Consider the following 17239-nt stretch of genomic DNA (forward strand, 5'->3'; position numbering starts at 1 on the left):
CTGGGCGTAATGGGCTCGGATCAAGGCTCCCCGAAAGGAGTGAGGTAGTATGGCGATGAGCAAGGTGCTGATCAGCGGCCGCCATCTGACCAAGGTGTACGGTACAGGCAATCGCAAAAAGGCAGCCGTGGACGATGTGAGCTTTGATTTTCATGAAGGGGAGATTATCTCCATTGTCGGAGAGAGTGGCAGTGGCAAGACGACACTCGCGAAAATGATCATGGGCTTGCTCAAGGAAACGGGTGGAGCGATTGAATACGATGGCAAGCCCAGACAAATGAAGCGGTACCGTGAGCGTAAAGCCTATTGGAAGGATATACAGGCCATTTTCCAGGACCCGTTCTCTTCGTTCAACGTATTTCACCGGGTGGAAAAGCTGCTGGTGGACTGTATCAAACTTCAGGGGCTGAAGCTGAACAAGGACGAGGAATATGCCAAAATGAAGGAAGCCTGTTCTTTCGTCAACTTGAAGTTCGAAGAGTTATACAACAAATATCCGTTTGAGCTGTCCGGTGGACAGATGCAACGGCTCATGATTGCCCGCATTTTCATGCTGCATCCTAAGGTGTTGATCGCCGATGAACCAACGTCCATGGTGGACGCATGCTCGCGTTCAACGATTCTGGATATGCTGCTCAAGCTGCGCGATGAGAACCGCATGACGATTGTGTTTATTACGCACGACGTGGGTCTGGCTTATTATGTGAGCGACACGATCTGTATTATGGAGCATGGACGAATGGTGGAGGCGGGGAGAGCGGAGGAAGTTATTCACCATGCGGAGCATCCCTATACCAAACAATTAATCAATGACGTACCCAAAATTCATTCTCCCTGGGTGCTCGATTGACACAAATCAAGCCCTGGACCGTTTTGAGCGGAACAGGGCTTCTTATTGTCCAAGATGAAAGGTTCGTTTTAGCGAGTGGGTAGTTGTGGTGTCTGTGCAGACTCTGTTGATGGGGGTGTTGAATGGGTGTGATCTTCCGCGTTATTCTGGTTTGTCTGCTTGCCCGAATAAAAGTTAATGATATCATCAACCGTAGAAAACACGACATTTACATCAAAATGTTCGTTGTGTGTTTGAATAAAAACCTCTTTTCCGATCTTGTTGTTGCTGTTTAGTTTAAAGCTTCTTTCATTGTTAATCCTGCTGTGAATACAGGAACTTTACCTGCTGGAAGTTGAATTTCCTTACCAGTTCGACGGCTTTTACCCATACGTGCTTCACGATTACGCACTTCGAATTTGCCGAATCCAACCAGTTGAACCTCTTTACCTTCTTTTAAAGCTTCCAAAATCGAATCCAGTACAACCGTTACGGCCTTTTCAGCGTTCTTTTTGGAGAATCCGCCGTTTTTGGCTACTTCTGTGATCAATTGTTCTTTATCCATTTGTCATACCTCGCTTTTCGTTTTTGGATGATAAGTTTATGAAGTCAGCATTTTGAAAGACGCTCTTTGAATCTATGCAAAATGCTCATGTAATAAAACAAAAAGCTGCCTTGTACAAGGCAGCTTTAATATAATTAAACTTTAGTAACGTTCTCAGCCTGTGGACCACGGTTACCTTGAGTTACTTCGAATTGGACGCGTTGTCCTTCATCCAATGTTTTGAAACCGTCGCCTTGAATTGCACTGAAATGAACGAATACGTCTGTTCCTTCTTCAGTTTCGATAAAGCCAAATCCTTTGTCCGCGTTAAACCATTTCACTGTACCTGTTTGCATGTAGTTCCTCCAAAAAATAAGTTTTTAAACGACCATTTTGAAAAGGTTAATTTTAGAATCAACGCTAATCAGGTATATTCAACCCACAGACTTGATGTCCGCTAATGTATCGATTAATATGATAATACCATGTCCGCTAATATAAGTCAAGATTTGGAGGTTTTTTCTAATGGATAAGGGTTCTGGTACTTCGGTACAAGGGGAAATGGTTGTTCAGGAATTCATACATATGCTTACGAACCAGGGAGAATTGACTCCCAAAACCTTGAAGGAATATGCGAGTGATTTGAAGCATTTTACCGAATGGTATATAGGGAACGATTCTCGGAGTGAAGAGATCTCATTTCGAATCGAAGACGTGCATACATCGACTTTGGTCCGTTATCGGGAAGATTCACAAAAGGTAATGCAATTGAAGCCGTCTACCATTAATCGTAGACTAATTACATTGAAGCGTTTTTTTAAGTGGGCTTCATCGGAAGCCAGGATCAAGAGTAATCCTTCCAAACCTTTGAAATTCATTCCGGAAGACAAGGTTAGCCCCCGCCGAATGACCACCGAGGAAGAACAATCATTCATATCTGCCGTCGAAGACGGTAACTCGCTTCGGGATCAGACCATCCTTACCCTCATGTTTCATACCGGTATACGAACGATGGAGATATGCAACCTCGCTCCCGGTGATATTGAATTGGGCAAAAGAAGCGGGCAACTTACAGTGCGGGCCGATAAACGAAACGGTCAACGGAAAATTCCGCTGAACATGACATGTATTGCTTTATTGAAGATGTACATGGTTGGCCTCGCACCGGATAGTCCTTACCTGTTTCCTTCCGAGAAAACTAGTGATCGCTTAACGGAGAGGGCACTGCGCCATTTGATCAAAAAGGTGATGACTACAGCCGGTCTGGAAGGGCTAAGTTCCCATGATCTGCGTCATCGGTTCGGATACGCTATGGCCGAGCATACACCACTGCATCGCTTGGCAGAAATGATGGGGCATATCAATCCGGATACCACGATGATTTATGTGAAGGGGTTAAATGCCAATTTATCTTCGTCAGCAGAAGAGGATGGAGAAACGGAACCGCATTAAAGTACATGCAGCACTCTTTATGAGGCATTACGAATGGATATAGGATCAATGATGCCCTGACCCACTTCAAGTGGATGAGGGTTGTTTGGTTATCCAAGAATGACTTACATCCCATTCAGACTTGTTGTTTGCATTGATTTGCAATTCTAATGTAATCATGGCATAGGTTCCATCAAGCTTTTCCCAAAAAAGTATCGCCTTTGTATGATCGGGATGTAAAAGCAAGGCAGGCATGACATCTCCGTTTTCCAGCATGGTTCTTCGTTCGTTACTATAATAGGCAGCGATGAAGGAAGAGTGATCTTTATGGGAAAGGGTGTTTAATGAATCCTCCAAGCTGTAAAACAGTTTCCATTCAGTTATATTCTCCTCCTCACTATTCTCATTCAGCGTGTTACGTATCGCCTCTATTCCTCCGCTCCATGATTTTGTTAATTTCTCTTGAAGTTCTTGAGGTTGGTTCTCCCAGAGTGAAGACTGGGTGGATGCTTCAAATCGATCGGTTCGAATCGTCTCCGTGATTGCACCGCTGCAAATTAATATTGCGGCAATACCGGTCGTTATCATTCCGGATTTCAAGTAATTCATCAGTTAATGGATTCCTTTCCTATTTCTTAATTTACTCCTTTCAATAATTTACCAAATATTTCGTTTGTGAGCGCTCATTATATCAATCTTATCATCTTAAAAGTAAGCGATTACATAATTAAATTTATATTGTATATTATGATGGCAACCTTGGATCGTATCGACATATACATTATTGCTTGGGCTTATGGCCCCTAAATAAAGGAGGAATCTGACGTGTACCGGGTATTGCTGGTGGATGATGAAGAGGATGTACGCGAAGGGTTGGTTGTAGAGGTAGATTGGGAAGCGCTCGATCTGCGCATAGTTGGTCTGGCGGAGAATGGACGTGAAGCACTGGAGATGGCAGAACGAGTGGAGCCGGATATTGTGGTAACGGATATCAGCATGCCATTTATGGATGGACTTGAACTTGCTCGAAGGTTGCGGGAGCGCAATCCGCTTGTGAAAGTGGTGATTTTGACTGGATATGATGAATTCGACTACGCCCGACAAGCGGTCTCGCTGAGTGTGGATGAATATTTACTGAAGCCATTCTCGGCGGGACATCTGACAGAACTGCTTACAAGGTTGCGTGCGCAGATGGCGGCTGAAGTGGCCGAACGAGAGGATGTACAGCAGCTGCGCGACCATTATTATACAAGCCTGCCCCTGTTACAGGCGGATCTGATGGCCACTTTGCTACATCGGCAAAAATCACCGGAATATATCCATGGCAAAGCAAAGCAATGCGGACTAGACCTGCATGGTGACCGCTATGGTGTATCCGTATTGACCCTGCATATGGACGGAGACCAATCCGAGGATGCGGAGTTGAAGCAGTTCGCTGCGCTGAACATTGCTGCAGAGGTATGGACGGAACACGGGGCCGGACATGCTTTTATGCATCAGGAGACGATTGTGCTGCTCTATGTAGATCGGTGGGGTGGAGAAGATGGGGAGAAACGACAGCAGCAGGCGCTGGAAAATGTAATGCGCAGCATCAATCACTATCTGCGTATTCCTGCCACTGTTGGATCGGGCTCAATCGTGAACACACTGGCAGGTGTGAAGCATGCCTATGAGGATGCACTACTGGCACTGGATTATCGGCTAGTACCGGGGACTGATCCCCTTATCTATATTGCAGATGTGGAGCGGCAGACGGCGGGCAAATTGCGTTTTGACGAGTTGAAGCAGCAAACGCTGACACGTTGTCTGAAAGCGGGTACGCAGGCGGAGCTGGTGGACGCGCTAGAGATCATTTTCCGGGAAATTACGGTGGAGCATGGGCGAAGTGACATTCAACTGTATCTGATTGAAGTTTTAACAAACGTTTGGAAGGCAGCTCAGGCATCGGGCGAGGCCATGGAGGACATTTTTGGGGCAGGGTTCCAGTTGTATGCCGATTTGTTCCGTTTGCCTGGGTTGTCTGAGGCACAAGGTAAGGTGCATGAGGTTTGTCTGCTCGTTCAACATCGCATTGCCAGCGGAAGGCAGCATGTATACAAGGATATTGTGGAACAGGCATTGTCGTTTACCAAAGAACACTACGCCGATCCGGATCTGTCCATTCAGAAAGTATGTGGGCATCTGCATATTAGCTCGGGTTATTTTTGTGGCATTTTCAAAAAAGAAGTACAGCTTACCTTTCTGCAATATCTGATGCAAATCCGGATGGAGGCGGCCAAGGAATTACTTCGATCCACAGAGATGAAGTCGTTTGAGATTGCTGGTCAGGTAGGCTTCGCAGAACCAAATTATTTCAGTTTTTGCTTCAAAAAACATATCGGCGTCTCGCCCAAAGAATATCGCAAACAGACTGCACTAACAGCTAGTGAAGGCACAAGTCGATGAGAACGTTTGCCGGATGGATAAGATCCCTTTGGCTCAAGCTTCGGTCCAGGTTGCGTTCATCAAGAGTCAGCAGTATCCGCTTTATTATTACATGGTCCTTCTCTGTCTTCATTGTATTGGTGCTGACCATCATGGCGATGCTGCTGCATGACAAATTCACGCAGGCCGCGGAGCGAAGTGCGGAGCTGACGACGAGGCAGATCGTGGATCAGGTCAGTTACAATCTGGAGGATTATGTTCGCAGCATGTCGCATCTGTATCGAGCCATCGAAGAACATATGCTGCGGGATGGCACGTGGGAAGGGGATCAGGTAGATAAACAGCTGGATACGCTGCTTAGCAGCCGCGAAGATATCATCTCCATTACTTTGTTGGATTCAACAGGGCATTTGCTCAAGAACAGACCTTCAGCTGAATTAAAACCGAGTGCGCATGTGACACAGCAAGGGTGGTTTCAATCTGCACTCCGAGTGCCGGATCACCTTAGTTTCTCACTGCCTCATATCCAGAACATGTACACAGGCCCATACAAATGGGTCGTTTCTATGAGCAAAGGCATTACTGTACGCCAAAATGGTCAGGATCGGCAGGTCATTCTGCTGGTGGATATCAACTTCAAACAAATGGACGAACTGAGCCGCCGAGTCAGTCTGGGGCAGCGGGGATACGTCTACATTATCGACGAAAGTGCAGGCAATATCGTCTACCATCCGCAGCAGCAATTGATGTACATGGGGCTCAAAAGTGAAAATATCGAACAGGCACTGGTTGCAACCGGCAGTTATGAAGATGAGGCGGATGGGCAGAAAAGGTTGAATGCGGTCAAGTCTGTCGCCAATATTGGATGGAAAATCGTAGGTGTGGCCTATCTGGATGAGATCATGACAACCCGCCAGGAGGTCAATGGATATCTGATTCGGGTACTGCTGGTTGTGCTGGTACTGGTCATCCTCGTCTCGCTGTTCCTCTCTTCCAGTCTGACACGTCCGATCCGGCGGATGGAACGAAAGATGAAGGCTGTGGAGCGAGGGGATTTTAACGTGGAGCTACCTATCGAAGGGCCGCTGGAAGTGGAACGTTTATCCCGTCGTTTTAACCTGATGGTCTATAAAATTCGGACCTTGATGAATGAAATCATTCATGAACAGGAGCAGAAGCGTCGTCTCGAACTGGAAGCTTTGCAGGCTCAGATCAATCCACATTTCCTCTACAACACGTTGAATTCGGTCGTGCGTATGGTGGGCATGAGCCGGAATGAGGAAGTCATTACGATGATCACTTCGTTATCCCGATTGTTTCGCATCAGTCTCAGTCAAGGCAAAACGATTATTACGGTCAGGGAAGAACTGGAGCACGCCCACCATTACCTGACGATTCAGCAGATGCGGTTCAAGCGCAAATTCAATTTTATCATGAAGGCGGATGAAGATACGCTGGACAACCTGACACTTAAGCTGCTGCTTCAGCCACTCATTGAAAATGCGATCGTGCATGGCATTGAATATCATATGGACGAGGGATGTATTGAGATTCGTGTATACCGGGAGGACGACAAGCTGGTATTTCGTGTTACGGATAATGGGGTCGGCATGACAAAAGATCAGATGTCGAAACTTTTGATGGGCAGTCCTAACGTGAAAAGTGGTGCAGGATCAGGTGTAGCTGTACGCAATGTGCATGATCGGATTCAGCTCTATTATGGCGAAGCTTACGGTCTTGAATTCGAGAGTGAGCTGGAAGAAGGCACAACCGTCTGGATTCGGATTCCGATCCAATCGGAACGAGAGGATGACGATGCTCATGAAGAACAATAAAGGGAACAGCACGTGCGCCAAGCGAACCAGCAATGTGAATAACATCGATAGAACGGATGGGATCTCGAATTGGGTTATGAAAATAAAAATCTGCAATCGCGTGGAAGTTATACGGATGAGAGTCCCTATCCTTCGTTATATGGGCATGTCAGCAGCAATCTTCTGCCTGTTGTTATGTATGGCGTGCGGTATGTCCAATGCTGATCCGGCGGGATCACCGCCGCGTATTGCACTGATTACGCCAGCGGGAACCGGAGAACTTGCAGAAGCGATACGTCTTGGGGCCGAAGCGGCTGCCAAAGAAGCGGGAGCGGAGCTCATTACGGTGGAGGCTTTTCCCTCAGAGGGGTTAACTTACGCGCCATCTAACCCTGACTTTACAGCAGGACAGGGAAAGGTCAAGCAAGAGCACTTGCAAAATGGGACTTATCCACTGAGCGAGCGTGAACAAGCCCAGGTGGATGCGGTATCACTGGCACTGGAACAGGGAGCATCGGCCCTGTTGATCGATCCCTTGAGTGAGAAGACACTCAGCGACATCATCCAGAAGGTACAGACTAAGGATGACAACGGAGTGATTATCCCCGTCATTTTGTTGAATGACGAGTTTCCTGTAAAAGGGATAACAAGTGTTATCTCGATAGATAACGTTGAGGCTGGACGGCAGGCGGGTCAGGCCATGGCTGTGCTTCTGGGTGGACGAGGACGTATAGCCTTGCTTGGTCCTGATCCTGTAAATCCTGTTCTGATTAACCGGGAGCTAGGGGTAGAGGAATCACTGGCTCAATATCCGGACATTCATGTGGAGACTCAATCCGTATGCAGCACGCGTGATAGTTGCTGGCAGGCGGCGAAGCAACTGCTTGACCAGCAGCAGGTGGATGGATTGATTGCACTTCAGGAACCTGCTTCTCTGGGGGCAGCGGATGAATTGAATCGACGTACGTCCGAGAACAATGGGAACATGGTGAAGATTGTGGGATTTGGCAGTGAACAGCAGCAGTTAGAGCAGTTACAGGAAGGCAGAATTCAACACTTGATCGTGCAAAATGGATTCAGTGCAGGTTATCTTGGTGTGAATCAGGCTGTTGCACGGTTGAACAATCAACAGGTGCAAGCCAGGGTAACGCTAGAAACGAAGCTTGTCAGTACGGACAATATGTTCTGGATGGATAATCAGAAGTTGTTGTTTCCTTTTGTACAGTAAAGGCTCAATTGAGGAAGATTTCGATAAAACAGAGGAAGATATTGTATTCGAATTTATTGTAAACCCTTTCATAATAAAGACATCGGTAAAGCCGAATGAACTTGGGGGAGGTCATTAGGATATGAAGAAAACGTGGATGACATTGTTGCTTACAGCGTGTATGGTTGCGGCGGCGGGGTGCAGCAGTGGCGGAGACAGCGCAGGCGGAAGTACAGGAACAGATACAGGAGGCCAGACGGCGGCAGGGACGGAAACGCCTAAGATTGGCGTGGCGATCTATAAGTTCGATGACACGTTCATGACGGGTGTGCGGAATGCAATGACCGCAGCAGCGGAAGGCAAAGCCACACTCGATATCGTGGATAGCCAGAACGCACAGCCGACCCAGAATGAGAAAGTCGATCTGTTTGTATCCAAGAAATACAACGCAATGGCTGTGAATCCGGTTGACCGGACCGCAGCAGGTGTCATTATTGATAAAGCCAAAGCGGCCAGCATTCCAGTTGTCTTTCTGAACCGTGAGCCGGTTGCTGAAGACATGAACAAGTGGGATAAAGTGTATTACGTTGGAGCCAAGGCGGAAGAGTCCGGCACGATCTCCGGTCAGCTCATTGTGGACTACTGGAAGGCCCACCCGGAAGCAGATAAAAACGGTGATGGCAAACTGCAATACGTCATGCTGAAAGGCGAGCCCGGCCATCAGGATGCTGAGCTACGGACCAAATATTCCGTTCAGGCCATCCAGGATGCCGGAATTGAAGTGGAAGCATTGGCGGAAGACACCGCGATGTGGGATCGGGTCAAAGGACAGGAGAAAATGCAGGCGTTCCTTGCCTCCCACGGAGATAAGATTGAAGCGGTATTGGCTAACAATGATGACATGGCACTTGGAGCCATTGAAGCGTTGAAAGCAGCGGGATACTTCAAAGACGGCAAAACGATGCCGGTTGTCGGCGTCGATGCAACGGCTCCGGCCATTCAGGCCCTTCAGGACGGAACGATGCTGGGCACGGTGTTGAATGATGCCAAGAACCAGGGCGCAGCAACGGTTGCACTGGCTTCCGTACTTGCGAAGGGAGAGACGCCAACGAAGGAAAACACGGGTTATGACATTACGGATGGCAAATACGTCTGGATTGCCTACAAAAAAATTACGAAAGACAACATTGCCGACGCCCAATAACAGCAGCAAACAGGGACGTCCGTCATGAGATGGCGTCCTTTTTTTGCCGGGTTTACGGAAGGGGAGGATGAAAGATGGAATCACCTTACCTGCTTGAGATGGACGGAATATCCAAAGCATTTCCGGGTGTGCAGGCACTAAGCCAAGTCACATTGAAGGTAAAGCCGGGTACGGTTCATGCGCTGATGGGAGAGAATGGTGCGGGCAAATCCACGCTGATGAAATGTCTATTCGGTATGTATCGCCCGGATGAAGGAACGATTCGGATGGACGGCAATCAGGTGGAAATTCCGAGTTCGAAAGCGGCGCTTCAGCATGGCATATCGATGATTCATCAGGAACTGAACCCGGTGCCACACCGTCCGGTGATGGAGAACATCTGGCTGGGGCGGTTTCCGATGAGGGGGTTGTTGGTGGATGAGAAACGAATGTATGCCGATACACTGGCTCTGTTCAAGGACTTGAATCTGGACATTGATCCGAAGGCTCAGGCGGGAACTTTATCCGTTTCCAAAATACAGTCGATGGAAATCGCCAAAGCGGTCTCTTTCCGATCCAAAGTTATTGTGATGGATGAGCCAACATCCTCGCTCACGGGCAAGGAAGTGGACCAGCTCTTCGCCATTATTAATCAGCTGCGCAGTCGCGGGGTGTCTATTATCTACATTTCGCACAAGATGGAGGAAATTCTGACGATCTCGGATGAGGTCACGATTATGCGGGATGGTTTTGTGGTCGGTACCTGGGATGCTGCTGATTTAACGACCGACCTGATCATTACCCGCATGGTTGGACGTGATCTGGATGAACGGTTCCCGGAAAGGACGAACGTACCTGGAGAAGTGATTTTGAAGGCAGAAGGCTTAACCTCCAGCCAGCCGAATTCGTTCCGTGATGTGACGTTTGAATTGAGGAAAGGCGAAGTGCTTGGAATCGGCGGCCTTGTTGGGGCACAGCGGACGGAATTGATTGAGTCATTGTTTGGCTTACGCGGACTTGCTTCAGGGACAATCTCGATTCATGGGCGCAAGGTGAAGATCAAGTCACCTGCCGCAGCAAAGCGTCATAACATTGCCCTTCTGACCGAGGAGCGAAGAGTCACAGGAATTTTTCCAGTGTTGTCTGTGTATGAAAATACGATTATCGCGAGTCTCGGACGTTACCGGAATCGGATTGGTCTGCTGGATGAGAAGAAAGGCCGAGATGAGGCACGTGAGCAGACTCTGAAGTTTAGAACTAAAACGCCTTCAGTTAACACGCTAATTCGCAACCTGTCTGGTGGTAATCAACAGAAGGTACTTCTGGCTAGATGGCTGTTGACTGACCCTGAAATTCTACTGCTCGATGAACCGACACGTGGGATTGATGTGGGCGCGAAATTTGAAATCTACACCATTATTACGGAACTGGCCCGCCAGGGCAAAAGCATTATTATGATCAGCTCGGAGATGCCCGAACTGCTGGGCATGTCGGATCGAATCATGGTCATGAGCGAAGGGCGGCTTACCGGAATCGTCGACGGTGCTGAGGCAACAGAGCAGGATATCATGAGGCTGGCCGCACAGCAGCGGATGGCTTAGTCAGGAGGGAAATACATGAATACACAAGTTATCAATCAGGTGAAGCAGTATGTGGCGCAGCGTGCGATCTTTATTGTGCTGATCCTACTCGTCATTGGCATTGCCATTGCCGATCCGCACTTTCTTGCTTTCTCTACACTGCGGGATATATTACAACAGTCCTCCACACGGGCCATCATTGCGCTGGGTGCTGCTTTTATCCTGGTAACGGGCGGGGTCGACTTGTCGGCAGGACGGGTCGTTGGTCTAACGGCTGTTGTATCCGCATCGATGCTGCAAATCGACGAATATGCCAATCGGTTCTTTCCCGATCTGCCACATTTATGGGTGTGGGCGCCCATGGTCTTCGGGATTATTGCCGGACTGGCAGTAGGACTGGTGAATGGTATCATAGTAGCCAAATTACATGTTCCACCCTTTATCGCGACACTGGGTACGATGGTTGCGGTATATGGTCTGAACTCGATTTACTTTGATACAGAGCCCAATCAGTCACAACCGATTGGTGGATTGAGACCTGATTTTACCGTTATTGGATCTGGTTACATTGATCTTGGTGGTGGTTATTCCATTCCGTATATCGTATTGATTGCTGTAGCGGTTGCGCTGATCTGTTGGGTCGTCTTCAATAAGACCCGCCTTGGGAAGAATATGTATGCCATCGGTGGCAATATTCAGGCTGCGCATGTGTCCGGCATTCATGTGGCACGCAACCTGATTGCGTTGTATGCCATTGCAGGTGCACTGTATGGACTGGGCGGTGTGCTGGAAGCCGCGCGTACGGGCGGGGCAACGAACAATTACGGTAACATGTATGAGCTGGATGCTATTGCGGCCTGTGTCGTGGGGGGCGTCTCCACAGCGGGTGGTATTGGTACGGTGCCCGGCGTTATGGCAGGGGTTCTGATCTTTGGAGTTATCAATTATGGTCTGACCTTTATCGGTGTAAGTCCTTACTGGCAGCTGATTATTAAAGGGTTGATTATTGTGGCTGCTGTGGCATTTGATATCCGCAAATATATGGCGAAAAAATAGAAGTGTAGTATTGAATCAAAGAAGCCAGCACTCTTGTCATTCAAGAGTGCTGGCTTCTTTATTTTATGAATTTACAAACCTGTCCACCAAATTAACCACAGGACCAACGATGCATAGAAGCAGCATAAACGCGGCTACGTTAAAGGCTACCTTTGTACCATAGTGCGAACGATACTTGCTAGCGATAATTACAGCAGGTATCCAGAAGATTGCCGCCGCCACGAAGGGAAGGTGAAGTCCCTGGTCTCCATTACTATAGATAGGCAAGTTCAGTAGATTAAACAAATAGTGGCTAATCTGTACCTTTTCTGTGCCCCAGGAAAAATTAAAGGCCAACCCCATTGCGAGCACCAGCAAAGAAAGTGTCCCGATGCCCAAAGGTTTTCTTTGTTCTATCATGCTTATCCCTCCATAACCAAGGTTTTATCCTAAATAAATCCATTAATGTATTGTAACACAGTATTGATCAATCTGATGTATGATAGTTTCGCAATCTCCGTTTTCCTATAAACCGTTTGTCCTATTTTAATTATAAATTTATACATTCATGTGAATTTGACAAGCTTCCACTAATCGACAACATTAGCTAAACATAATCGATATAATACATGTAATTGAGGTATTGATGTGAGTAAAATGTCAAAGGGGGCGAGGCCTTTTGCTAAGTTACACGATGAAAATGCTTATTTTCCCGCTGGGATGTCTGCTTGTTATCCTGTCCTCTTATTTTCTAGGGCTTACTCCCCATCTCGCGTTAATGATATGTGCTGGTGTGTTATTTGTAGCAAGTATATATGGGGAGAAACGTTATCCTGCACTGCGTAATATCCATTGGCTCTTTCTTGGTATATTCCACTATTTCAGTGAACTGAACTGGTGCAATATACTGTATTACCTGCTCATCATGTCGATGATTCAAGATAAACAACGTGTTACCCAGACGTTACCCATTTCGATGCTGCTTGTGCTCGAATATACAGTGATTCGGCTTTCCTATGTACCGATTGATACATATGCTTTGCTGGTATCCTTGTTTGACATGTTAACTGTGATTGTCATTATATTTTTATATCATACCTTGATTAACAGCGAGGCAGAGAAGCGCAGGCTACGGGAGAAAATTCAATTCCTCACCCTCCATGACCCACTCACCGGGTTGCTGAATTATGAAGGGTACATGGATGCTCTTAATAAAACGGTGGAGGAGCACCGCTCCTTTCTACTGATTATCCTGAATATTCAGAATTTCAACGGGTTTGACAAAGAGGTCGAAGACAACTGGTGCAGCGTAATAGGAAATACAGGCGAAATTATTACGACACAGTTTTCGGATGCATACGGTATATCCCGCTATGCAGGAGATCGCTATGCCGTCATTTTGCCTGAAATACAAAATATTGAAGAACGCATGTCGTCACTGCTGTCAGGGGAGTTACGGGGGTTGCAGGTGAACTACAGCATTTCCCTGTATCCGGGAATGTCTGAGACGTTGCAGCACTTTATTACGGTGGCGGAGGACAGGTTATTCCAGCAGCAGCGCAATAAATGGTTGAAAAACGAAGAGGAGGTCTTTCGTTCCGAAAGACTTCGGGCTGTTGGTGAACTGGCCGCGGGCATGGCTCATGAAATTCGCAACCCCCTGACTGCGATTCGAGGTTTCCTGCAGCTTTCACGTGGGCAGGCCTTCAATATCGCACCATGGTATGAAGTCATCATGGGGGAGATCACGCGTGTAACAGAGCTAACGGCTGAGTTTTTACAATTTTCCAAACCACACACCAATCACATGAAACCTGAACGAGTAGGGCATTGTCTCGAACGTGTCATGTCGTTAACCGAGTCGGATGCAGCATCACGGGGCCACCGAATTACACTTGAAATGACTGGGGAGCCAGTCGTGGTTAATATGGATCGGGACAAGATCGTACAGGTTCTAATCAACCTGATCCGTAATGCTTTTGAAGCGATGGAAGACCCTGGTGAGGTGCATATTGATCTGTTACATGATGGAGATAAAGCACTTATCTCGATTACCGACACGGGCAGCGGCATTCCAGAGAACTCTCTGGCGACGATCTTTAATCCGTTTTATACGACCAAGGAAGAAGGTACCGGACTTGGACTGGCTCTTTGTCAGAAAATCGCTCAGGATCATCATGGCAAAATTACCGTTCATAGTGAAATGGGGATTGGCTCTACATTCACCCTTCATTTACCTATGGGGGCATAATTCCAACAAACAAAAACGCTGAACTACTCCCCGTCAAGTAGACAGTTAAAAAAATGGTTCGGTTAGAAACCTTAGCTCGGATAACGTGCTAAGGTTTCTTTTATGCTACTCTGCGCGGTGACGCTTTTTTCAGCGTACTTGCGGATCATTTTATTCTCAGCTACATATCCGTGTGAATTTGACGAGCCTCCAAATATCGACAACATCAGATAATCATAATCGATATAATACATGTAAATAGGATCCGAATGTGAGAATTATGTCAAAGGGGGCGATGCTATGTACCAAAAAACGATTCGTAATAGTTTTACATTAGACGGTATTGCTATACATAGTGGGAATTTGTCAGAGATTACTCTGCATTCTGCACAACCAAACACGGGTATTATTTTTAGAAGAGTGGATATAGATCCATATGAAATTATTGAAGCTAAAATCGGTAATGTATCCAATACGGAACGTTGAACATACGCTGTCTGCTGTTCGAGGGATGGGTATCGATAACGTGATTATTGATGTTAATGGTGAAGAATTACCCATTTTTGATGGCAGCTCTACCGGTATTGCAGCAAAGATTTCAGAAGTTGGCCATCTGCAGCAAAAAATTAAAAAAACATATCTTCATTTACAACAAAAAATTAGAGTTGAGCACGGTAATTCTTTTCTTGAAGCTCATCCCTCTTCAATGATCTCCTATTGCGTGTGTTTTAAAAATGAACACAAAATTGCCTACCTCTCAGATCAAACATCCAATTTTAATTTTATAGAAAACAATTACTTAACGGATATTGCACCAGCTAGAACATTTTGTTTTGAAGAAGAAATAATGTACTTAAAAAGCAAAGGTTTAATTCAAGGAGCTTCTTTAGAGCATGGAATAGTTATTGGTGAAAAGAAAATTTATCCCAATTTACGTTTTCATGATGAATTATCTCGTCATAAGCTGCTGGATCTTATTGGCGATTTAGCTTTGAATCCTCCTTTTCATGCAAAAATCATAGGATCGGGAACCTCTCATTATTTGAACACTCTTTTTGCTAGAGAATTATTAAATAATCTAATCTAAATACAAAAGGAGACGATATCATGCCATGTAATTTAAATGAAATTTCTGAACAGTTAAATGGGATTCTAATAGGTGATGGCGATGTCGTTATAACAGGCGTAGGTTCAATTCATGCTGCTAAAGAGGGAGAAATTGCTTTTGTAACGGATAAAAATCTAAATAAATTAGATAAATGTAATGCTTCAGCGTTCATTGTGCCAGAAACGACAATAATAGAATTTAAAGTACCTGTTATTAAGGTGAAAAATCCCAGACTCGATTTTATTTGTTTAATTGAAATGTTTAGTGAGAAAATCAAAAGTAATGGTGTAGTATCATCAGAAGCAATTCAGCCTTCGGTAACGTTAGGCTACAATGTGCAGATCGACGAATTCGCGGTAATCAAAGAAGATGTGTCTATTGGGGATCATTCTGTCATTTCTGCGCATTCATTTATTGGAAAAAACGTGACCATTGGAACGAATTGCTTGATCCACCCTAATGTCACTGTTCTACAGGATACTTTCATCGGAGATAATGTCATTATTCACTCAGGCGCAGTGATTGGCGCTGACGGCTTTGGTTTTGAATGGGATGGTCAAAAACAAGTTAAAATACCGCATATCGGAAATGTCATTATTTTTGATGATGTTGAAATTGGCGCAAACACCACTATTGATCGCGGAACGATTGATTCAACAACCATTGGTAAAGGGACCAAAATGGACAACCTTATTCAAATTGGCCATAATGTTCAAATTGGTGAGCACTGCATTATCGCAGGTACAAGTGCAATTGGGGGCTCATCAAAAATAGGTAATCGTGTCATAATGGCTGGCGGGAGTGCGGTAATTAATAATATTACTATTGGAGATAGCTGCGTTGTTTTAGCTAAAACCATGGTTACTAAAAACATGCCCGCGAACTCAATGGTGTCAGGGTATACGGCTCGTTCACATAAGAGACAACTACGAGAATCCGCTGCACTTTCCAGACTCCCCCAAACGATAAAAAAACTAAATGAAAAACTTGATGAACTTTCCAAAACAAAGGAAGGTGCTAAATGATACATCAGTCAGCCATTATTCATCCTACAGCAGTAATTGGAGAAAATGTCGAAGTCGGACCCTTCAGTATTATTGAAGAAAATTCAAAAATAGGTAGCGGGTGTAGGATTGGAAGTCACGTTATCATAGGGGCTAACACGATATTGGGGGGGGATAACTATATTTCACATGGTGCCATTATCGGTTCAGATCCACAAGATAAAAGTTATCAAGGCGAAGAATCGTATCTCATTATTGGAGATAATAATACCGTGAGAGAGTATGTCACCATATGTAAAGGCACATCAAAAGGAGATTGTTTCACGAGAGTAGGAAGTAACAACTTTATTATGAATTATGCTCATATCGCACATGATGTATTGATGGGAGATCACAACGTCATCGTCAATAATGTGCAGATTGGCGGACATGTTAATATTGAAGACTATATCACTTTTGGTTGTGGTTCAGGTGTACACCAATCATGTAACATAGGAAGGTTTGCAATGATTGGAGCGGGAAGTAAAGTTTCACAAGATATCGTTCCATATTCTTTAGCAGATGGTCCGCGTTCGTACATACATGGAATCAATACCGTTGGTCTAAGAAGAAATGGATTTTCAAATGAAGAAATAAGCACGATAAAAAAGATTAATACCATTTTATTTCGCCAAAAGCGAACTCTTGATCAATCTATTGAAGAAATAAACAACTTACCTCCTTCTGAATTTAAAGAACACACATTGAATTTTCTATATAAATCTACACGCGGAATTGTACGAATGAAGCGATAAAATGGAAAACGCCGCAAAGGTCCGGAATGAAGCGGAACCTAAAGCGGCGTTTTTGT

The 17239-nt window shown here is 45.7% G+C and carries 15 protein-coding genes and 1 pseudogene; 12 read left to right on the forward strand and 4 right to left on the reverse strand.

Annotated features, from left to right (window positions below; translation table 11 throughout):
* Nucleotides 1–49 precede the first annotated feature (49 nt).
* Nucleotides 50–850: an ABC transporter ATP-binding protein gene (locus tag BLS14_RS16220; protein WP_090952919.1), complete on the forward strand. Its 801-nt coding sequence runs from the start codon at nt 50–52 to the stop codon at nt 848–850.
* A gap of 271 nt (nt 851–1121) precedes the next feature.
* Here BLS14_RS16220 and BLS14_RS16225 read toward each other — a convergent pair whose 3' ends face one another.
* Both BLS14_RS16225 and BLS14_RS16230 read right to left on the reverse strand, forming a co-directional pair.
* Entirely contained in the window at nt 1122–1394 is a 273-nt protein-coding gene (locus tag BLS14_RS16225; RefSeq protein WP_053783990.1) for an HU family DNA-binding protein, read from the reverse strand.
* 134 nt (nt 1395–1528) lie between these two features.
* Complete coding sequence (locus tag BLS14_RS16230) at nt 1529–1729, reverse strand: cold-shock protein (protein ID WP_062320808.1); 201 nt, start codon at nt 1727–1729, stop codon at nt 1529–1531.
* A 169-nt stretch (nt 1730–1898) separates the two neighbouring features.
* On the opposite strand from BLS14_RS16230, the gene BLS14_RS16235 reads away from it, so the two are divergent.
* A complete protein-coding gene (locus tag BLS14_RS16235; protein ID WP_090952921.1) occupies nt 1899–2825 on the forward strand; it encodes a tyrosine-type recombinase/integrase in 927 nt (308 codons plus the stop codon).
* 66 nt (nt 2826–2891) lie between these two features.
* Here the strand turns inward: BLS14_RS16235 and BLS14_RS16240 are convergent, their stop codons facing one another.
* Nucleotides 2892–3392 (reverse strand): hypothetical protein, encoded by a 501-nt coding sequence (locus tag BLS14_RS16240; protein ID WP_176854553.1) that lies wholly within the window; start codon nt 3390–3392, stop codon nt 2892–2894.
* 237 nt (nt 3393–3629) lie between these two features.
* Here BLS14_RS16240 and BLS14_RS16245 point away from each other — a divergent pair, with 237 nt between their 5' ends.
* The 6 genes from BLS14_RS16245 (at nt 3630) to mglC (ending at nt 12068) form a co-directional block, all read left to right on the forward strand.
* Entirely contained in the window at nt 3630–5249 is a 1620-nt protein-coding gene (locus BLS14_RS16245) for a response regulator (protein ID WP_090952924.1), read from the forward strand.
* Nucleotides 5246–7063 carry a cache domain-containing sensor histidine kinase gene (locus tag BLS14_RS16250; RefSeq protein ID WP_090952926.1) on the forward strand — a complete coding sequence of 606 codons (1818 nt, stop codon included), beginning with the start codon at nt 5246–5248 and terminating at the stop codon, nt 7061–7063. Before BLS14_RS16245 ends, BLS14_RS16250 begins: the two co-directional genes overlap by 4 nt.
* The gene (locus BLS14_RS16255) at nt 7050–8270 is read left to right on the forward strand and encodes a sugar ABC transporter substrate-binding protein (RefSeq protein WP_176854555.1); all 1221 of its coding nucleotides are present in this window, start codon (nt 7050–7052) and stop codon (nt 8268–8270) included. The genes BLS14_RS16250 and BLS14_RS16255 overlap by 14 nt, the downstream gene beginning before the upstream one ends.
* Nucleotides 8271–8391: 121 nt before the next feature.
* Nucleotides 8392–9453: a galactose ABC transporter substrate-binding protein gene (locus tag BLS14_RS16260; RefSeq protein WP_076290272.1), complete on the forward strand. Its 1062-nt coding sequence runs from the start codon at nt 8392–8394 to the stop codon at nt 9451–9453.
* A 74-nt stretch (nt 9454–9527) separates the two neighbouring features.
* Entirely contained in the window at nt 9528–11033 is a 1506-nt protein-coding gene (locus tag BLS14_RS16265) for a sugar ABC transporter ATP-binding protein (protein ID WP_090952930.1), read from the forward strand.
* 15 nt (nt 11034–11048) lie between these two features.
* Nucleotides 11049–12068 (forward strand): galactose/methyl galactoside ABC transporter permease MglC, encoded by a 1020-nt coding sequence (gene mglC, locus BLS14_RS16270; RefSeq protein ID WP_076290270.1) that lies wholly within the window; start codon nt 11049–11051, stop codon nt 12066–12068.
* A 63-nt stretch (nt 12069–12131) separates the two neighbouring features.
* On the opposite strand, the gene BLS14_RS16275 is transcribed toward mglC, so the two are convergent.
* Nucleotides 12132–12467: a hypothetical protein gene (locus tag BLS14_RS16275; protein ID WP_090952931.1), complete on the reverse strand. Its 336-nt coding sequence runs from the start codon at nt 12465–12467 to the stop codon at nt 12132–12134.
* Between the two features lie 274 nt (nt 12468–12741).
* On the opposite strand from BLS14_RS16275, the gene BLS14_RS16280 reads away from it, so the two are divergent.
* From BLS14_RS16280 to lpxA, 4 genes and pseudogenes are all read left to right on the forward strand, one after another.
* Nucleotides 12742–14298 carry an ATP-binding protein gene (locus tag BLS14_RS16280; protein ID WP_256336509.1) on the forward strand — a complete coding sequence of 519 codons (1557 nt, stop codon included), beginning with the start codon at nt 12742–12744 and terminating at the stop codon, nt 14296–14298.
* A 279-nt stretch (nt 14299–14577) separates the two neighbouring features.
* A pseudogene (gene lpxC, locus BLS14_RS16290) lies at nt 14578–15364 on the forward strand (UDP-3-O-acyl-N-acetylglucosamine deacetylase).
* 20 nt (nt 15365–15384) lie between these two features.
* Complete coding sequence (gene lpxD / locus BLS14_RS16295) at nt 15385–16410, forward strand: UDP-3-O-(3-hydroxymyristoyl)glucosamine N-acyltransferase (protein ID WP_090807864.1); 1026 nt, start codon at nt 15385–15387, stop codon at nt 16408–16410.
* A complete protein-coding gene (lpxA, locus tag BLS14_RS16300) occupies nt 16407–17183 on the forward strand; it encodes an acyl-ACP--UDP-N-acetylglucosamine O-acyltransferase (protein WP_079695096.1) in 777 nt (258 codons plus the stop codon). Before lpxD ends, lpxA begins: the two co-directional genes overlap by 4 nt.
* Nucleotides 17184–17239 lie beyond the last annotated feature (56 nt).

Source organism: Paenibacillus sp. OK060, assembly GCF_900101205.1.
Classification (GTDB): domain Bacteria; phylum Bacillota; class Bacilli; order Paenibacillales; family Paenibacillaceae; genus Paenibacillus; species Paenibacillus marchantiae.

Coding starts and splice junctions, on each gene's coding strand:
- lpxD (WP_090807864.1), top strand. CDS start 15,385: ATGCCATGTAATTTAAATGAAATTTCTGAACAGTTAAATGGGATTCTA.
- BLS14_RS16250 (WP_090952926.1), top strand. CDS start 5,246: ATGAGAACGTTTGCCGGATGGATAAGATCCCTTTGGCTCAAGCTTCGG.
- BLS14_RS16255 (WP_176854555.1), top strand. CDS start 7,050: ATGAAGAACAATAAAGGGAACAGCACGTGCGCCAAGCGAACCAGCAAT.
- mglC (WP_076290270.1), top strand. CDS start 11,049: ATGAATACACAAGTTATCAATCAGGTGAAGCAGTATGTGGCGCAGCGT.
- lpxA (WP_079695096.1), top strand. CDS start 16,407: ATGATACATCAGTCAGCCATTATTCATCCTACAGCAGTAATTGGAGAA.
- BLS14_RS16235 (WP_090952921.1), top strand. CDS start 1,899: ATGGATAAGGGTTCTGGTACTTCGGTACAAGGGGAAATGGTTGTTCAG.
- BLS14_RS16260 (WP_076290272.1), top strand. CDS start 8,392: ATGAAGAAAACGTGGATGACATTGTTGCTTACAGCGTGTATGGTTGCG.
- BLS14_RS16275 (WP_090952931.1), bottom strand. CDS start 12,467: ATGATAGAACAAAGAAAACCTTTGGGCATCGGGACACTTTCTTTGCTG.
- BLS14_RS16280 (WP_256336509.1), top strand. CDS start 12,742: ATGAAAATGCTTATTTTCCCGCTGGGATGTCTGCTTGTTATCCTGTCC.
- BLS14_RS16220 (WP_090952919.1), top strand. CDS start 50: ATGGCGATGAGCAAGGTGCTGATCAGCGGCCGCCATCTGACCAAGGTG.
- BLS14_RS16225 (WP_053783990.1), bottom strand. CDS start 1,394: ATGGATAAAGAACAATTGATCACAGAAGTAGCCAAAAACGGCGGATTC.
- BLS14_RS16240 (WP_176854553.1), bottom strand. CDS start 3,392: ATGATAACGACCGGTATTGCCGCAATATTAATTTGCAGCGGTGCAATC.
- BLS14_RS16265 (WP_090952930.1), top strand. CDS start 9,528: ATGGAATCACCTTACCTGCTTGAGATGGACGGAATATCCAAAGCATTT.
- BLS14_RS16230 (WP_062320808.1), bottom strand. CDS start 1,729: ATGCAAACAGGTACAGTGAAATGGTTTAACGCGGACAAAGGATTTGGC.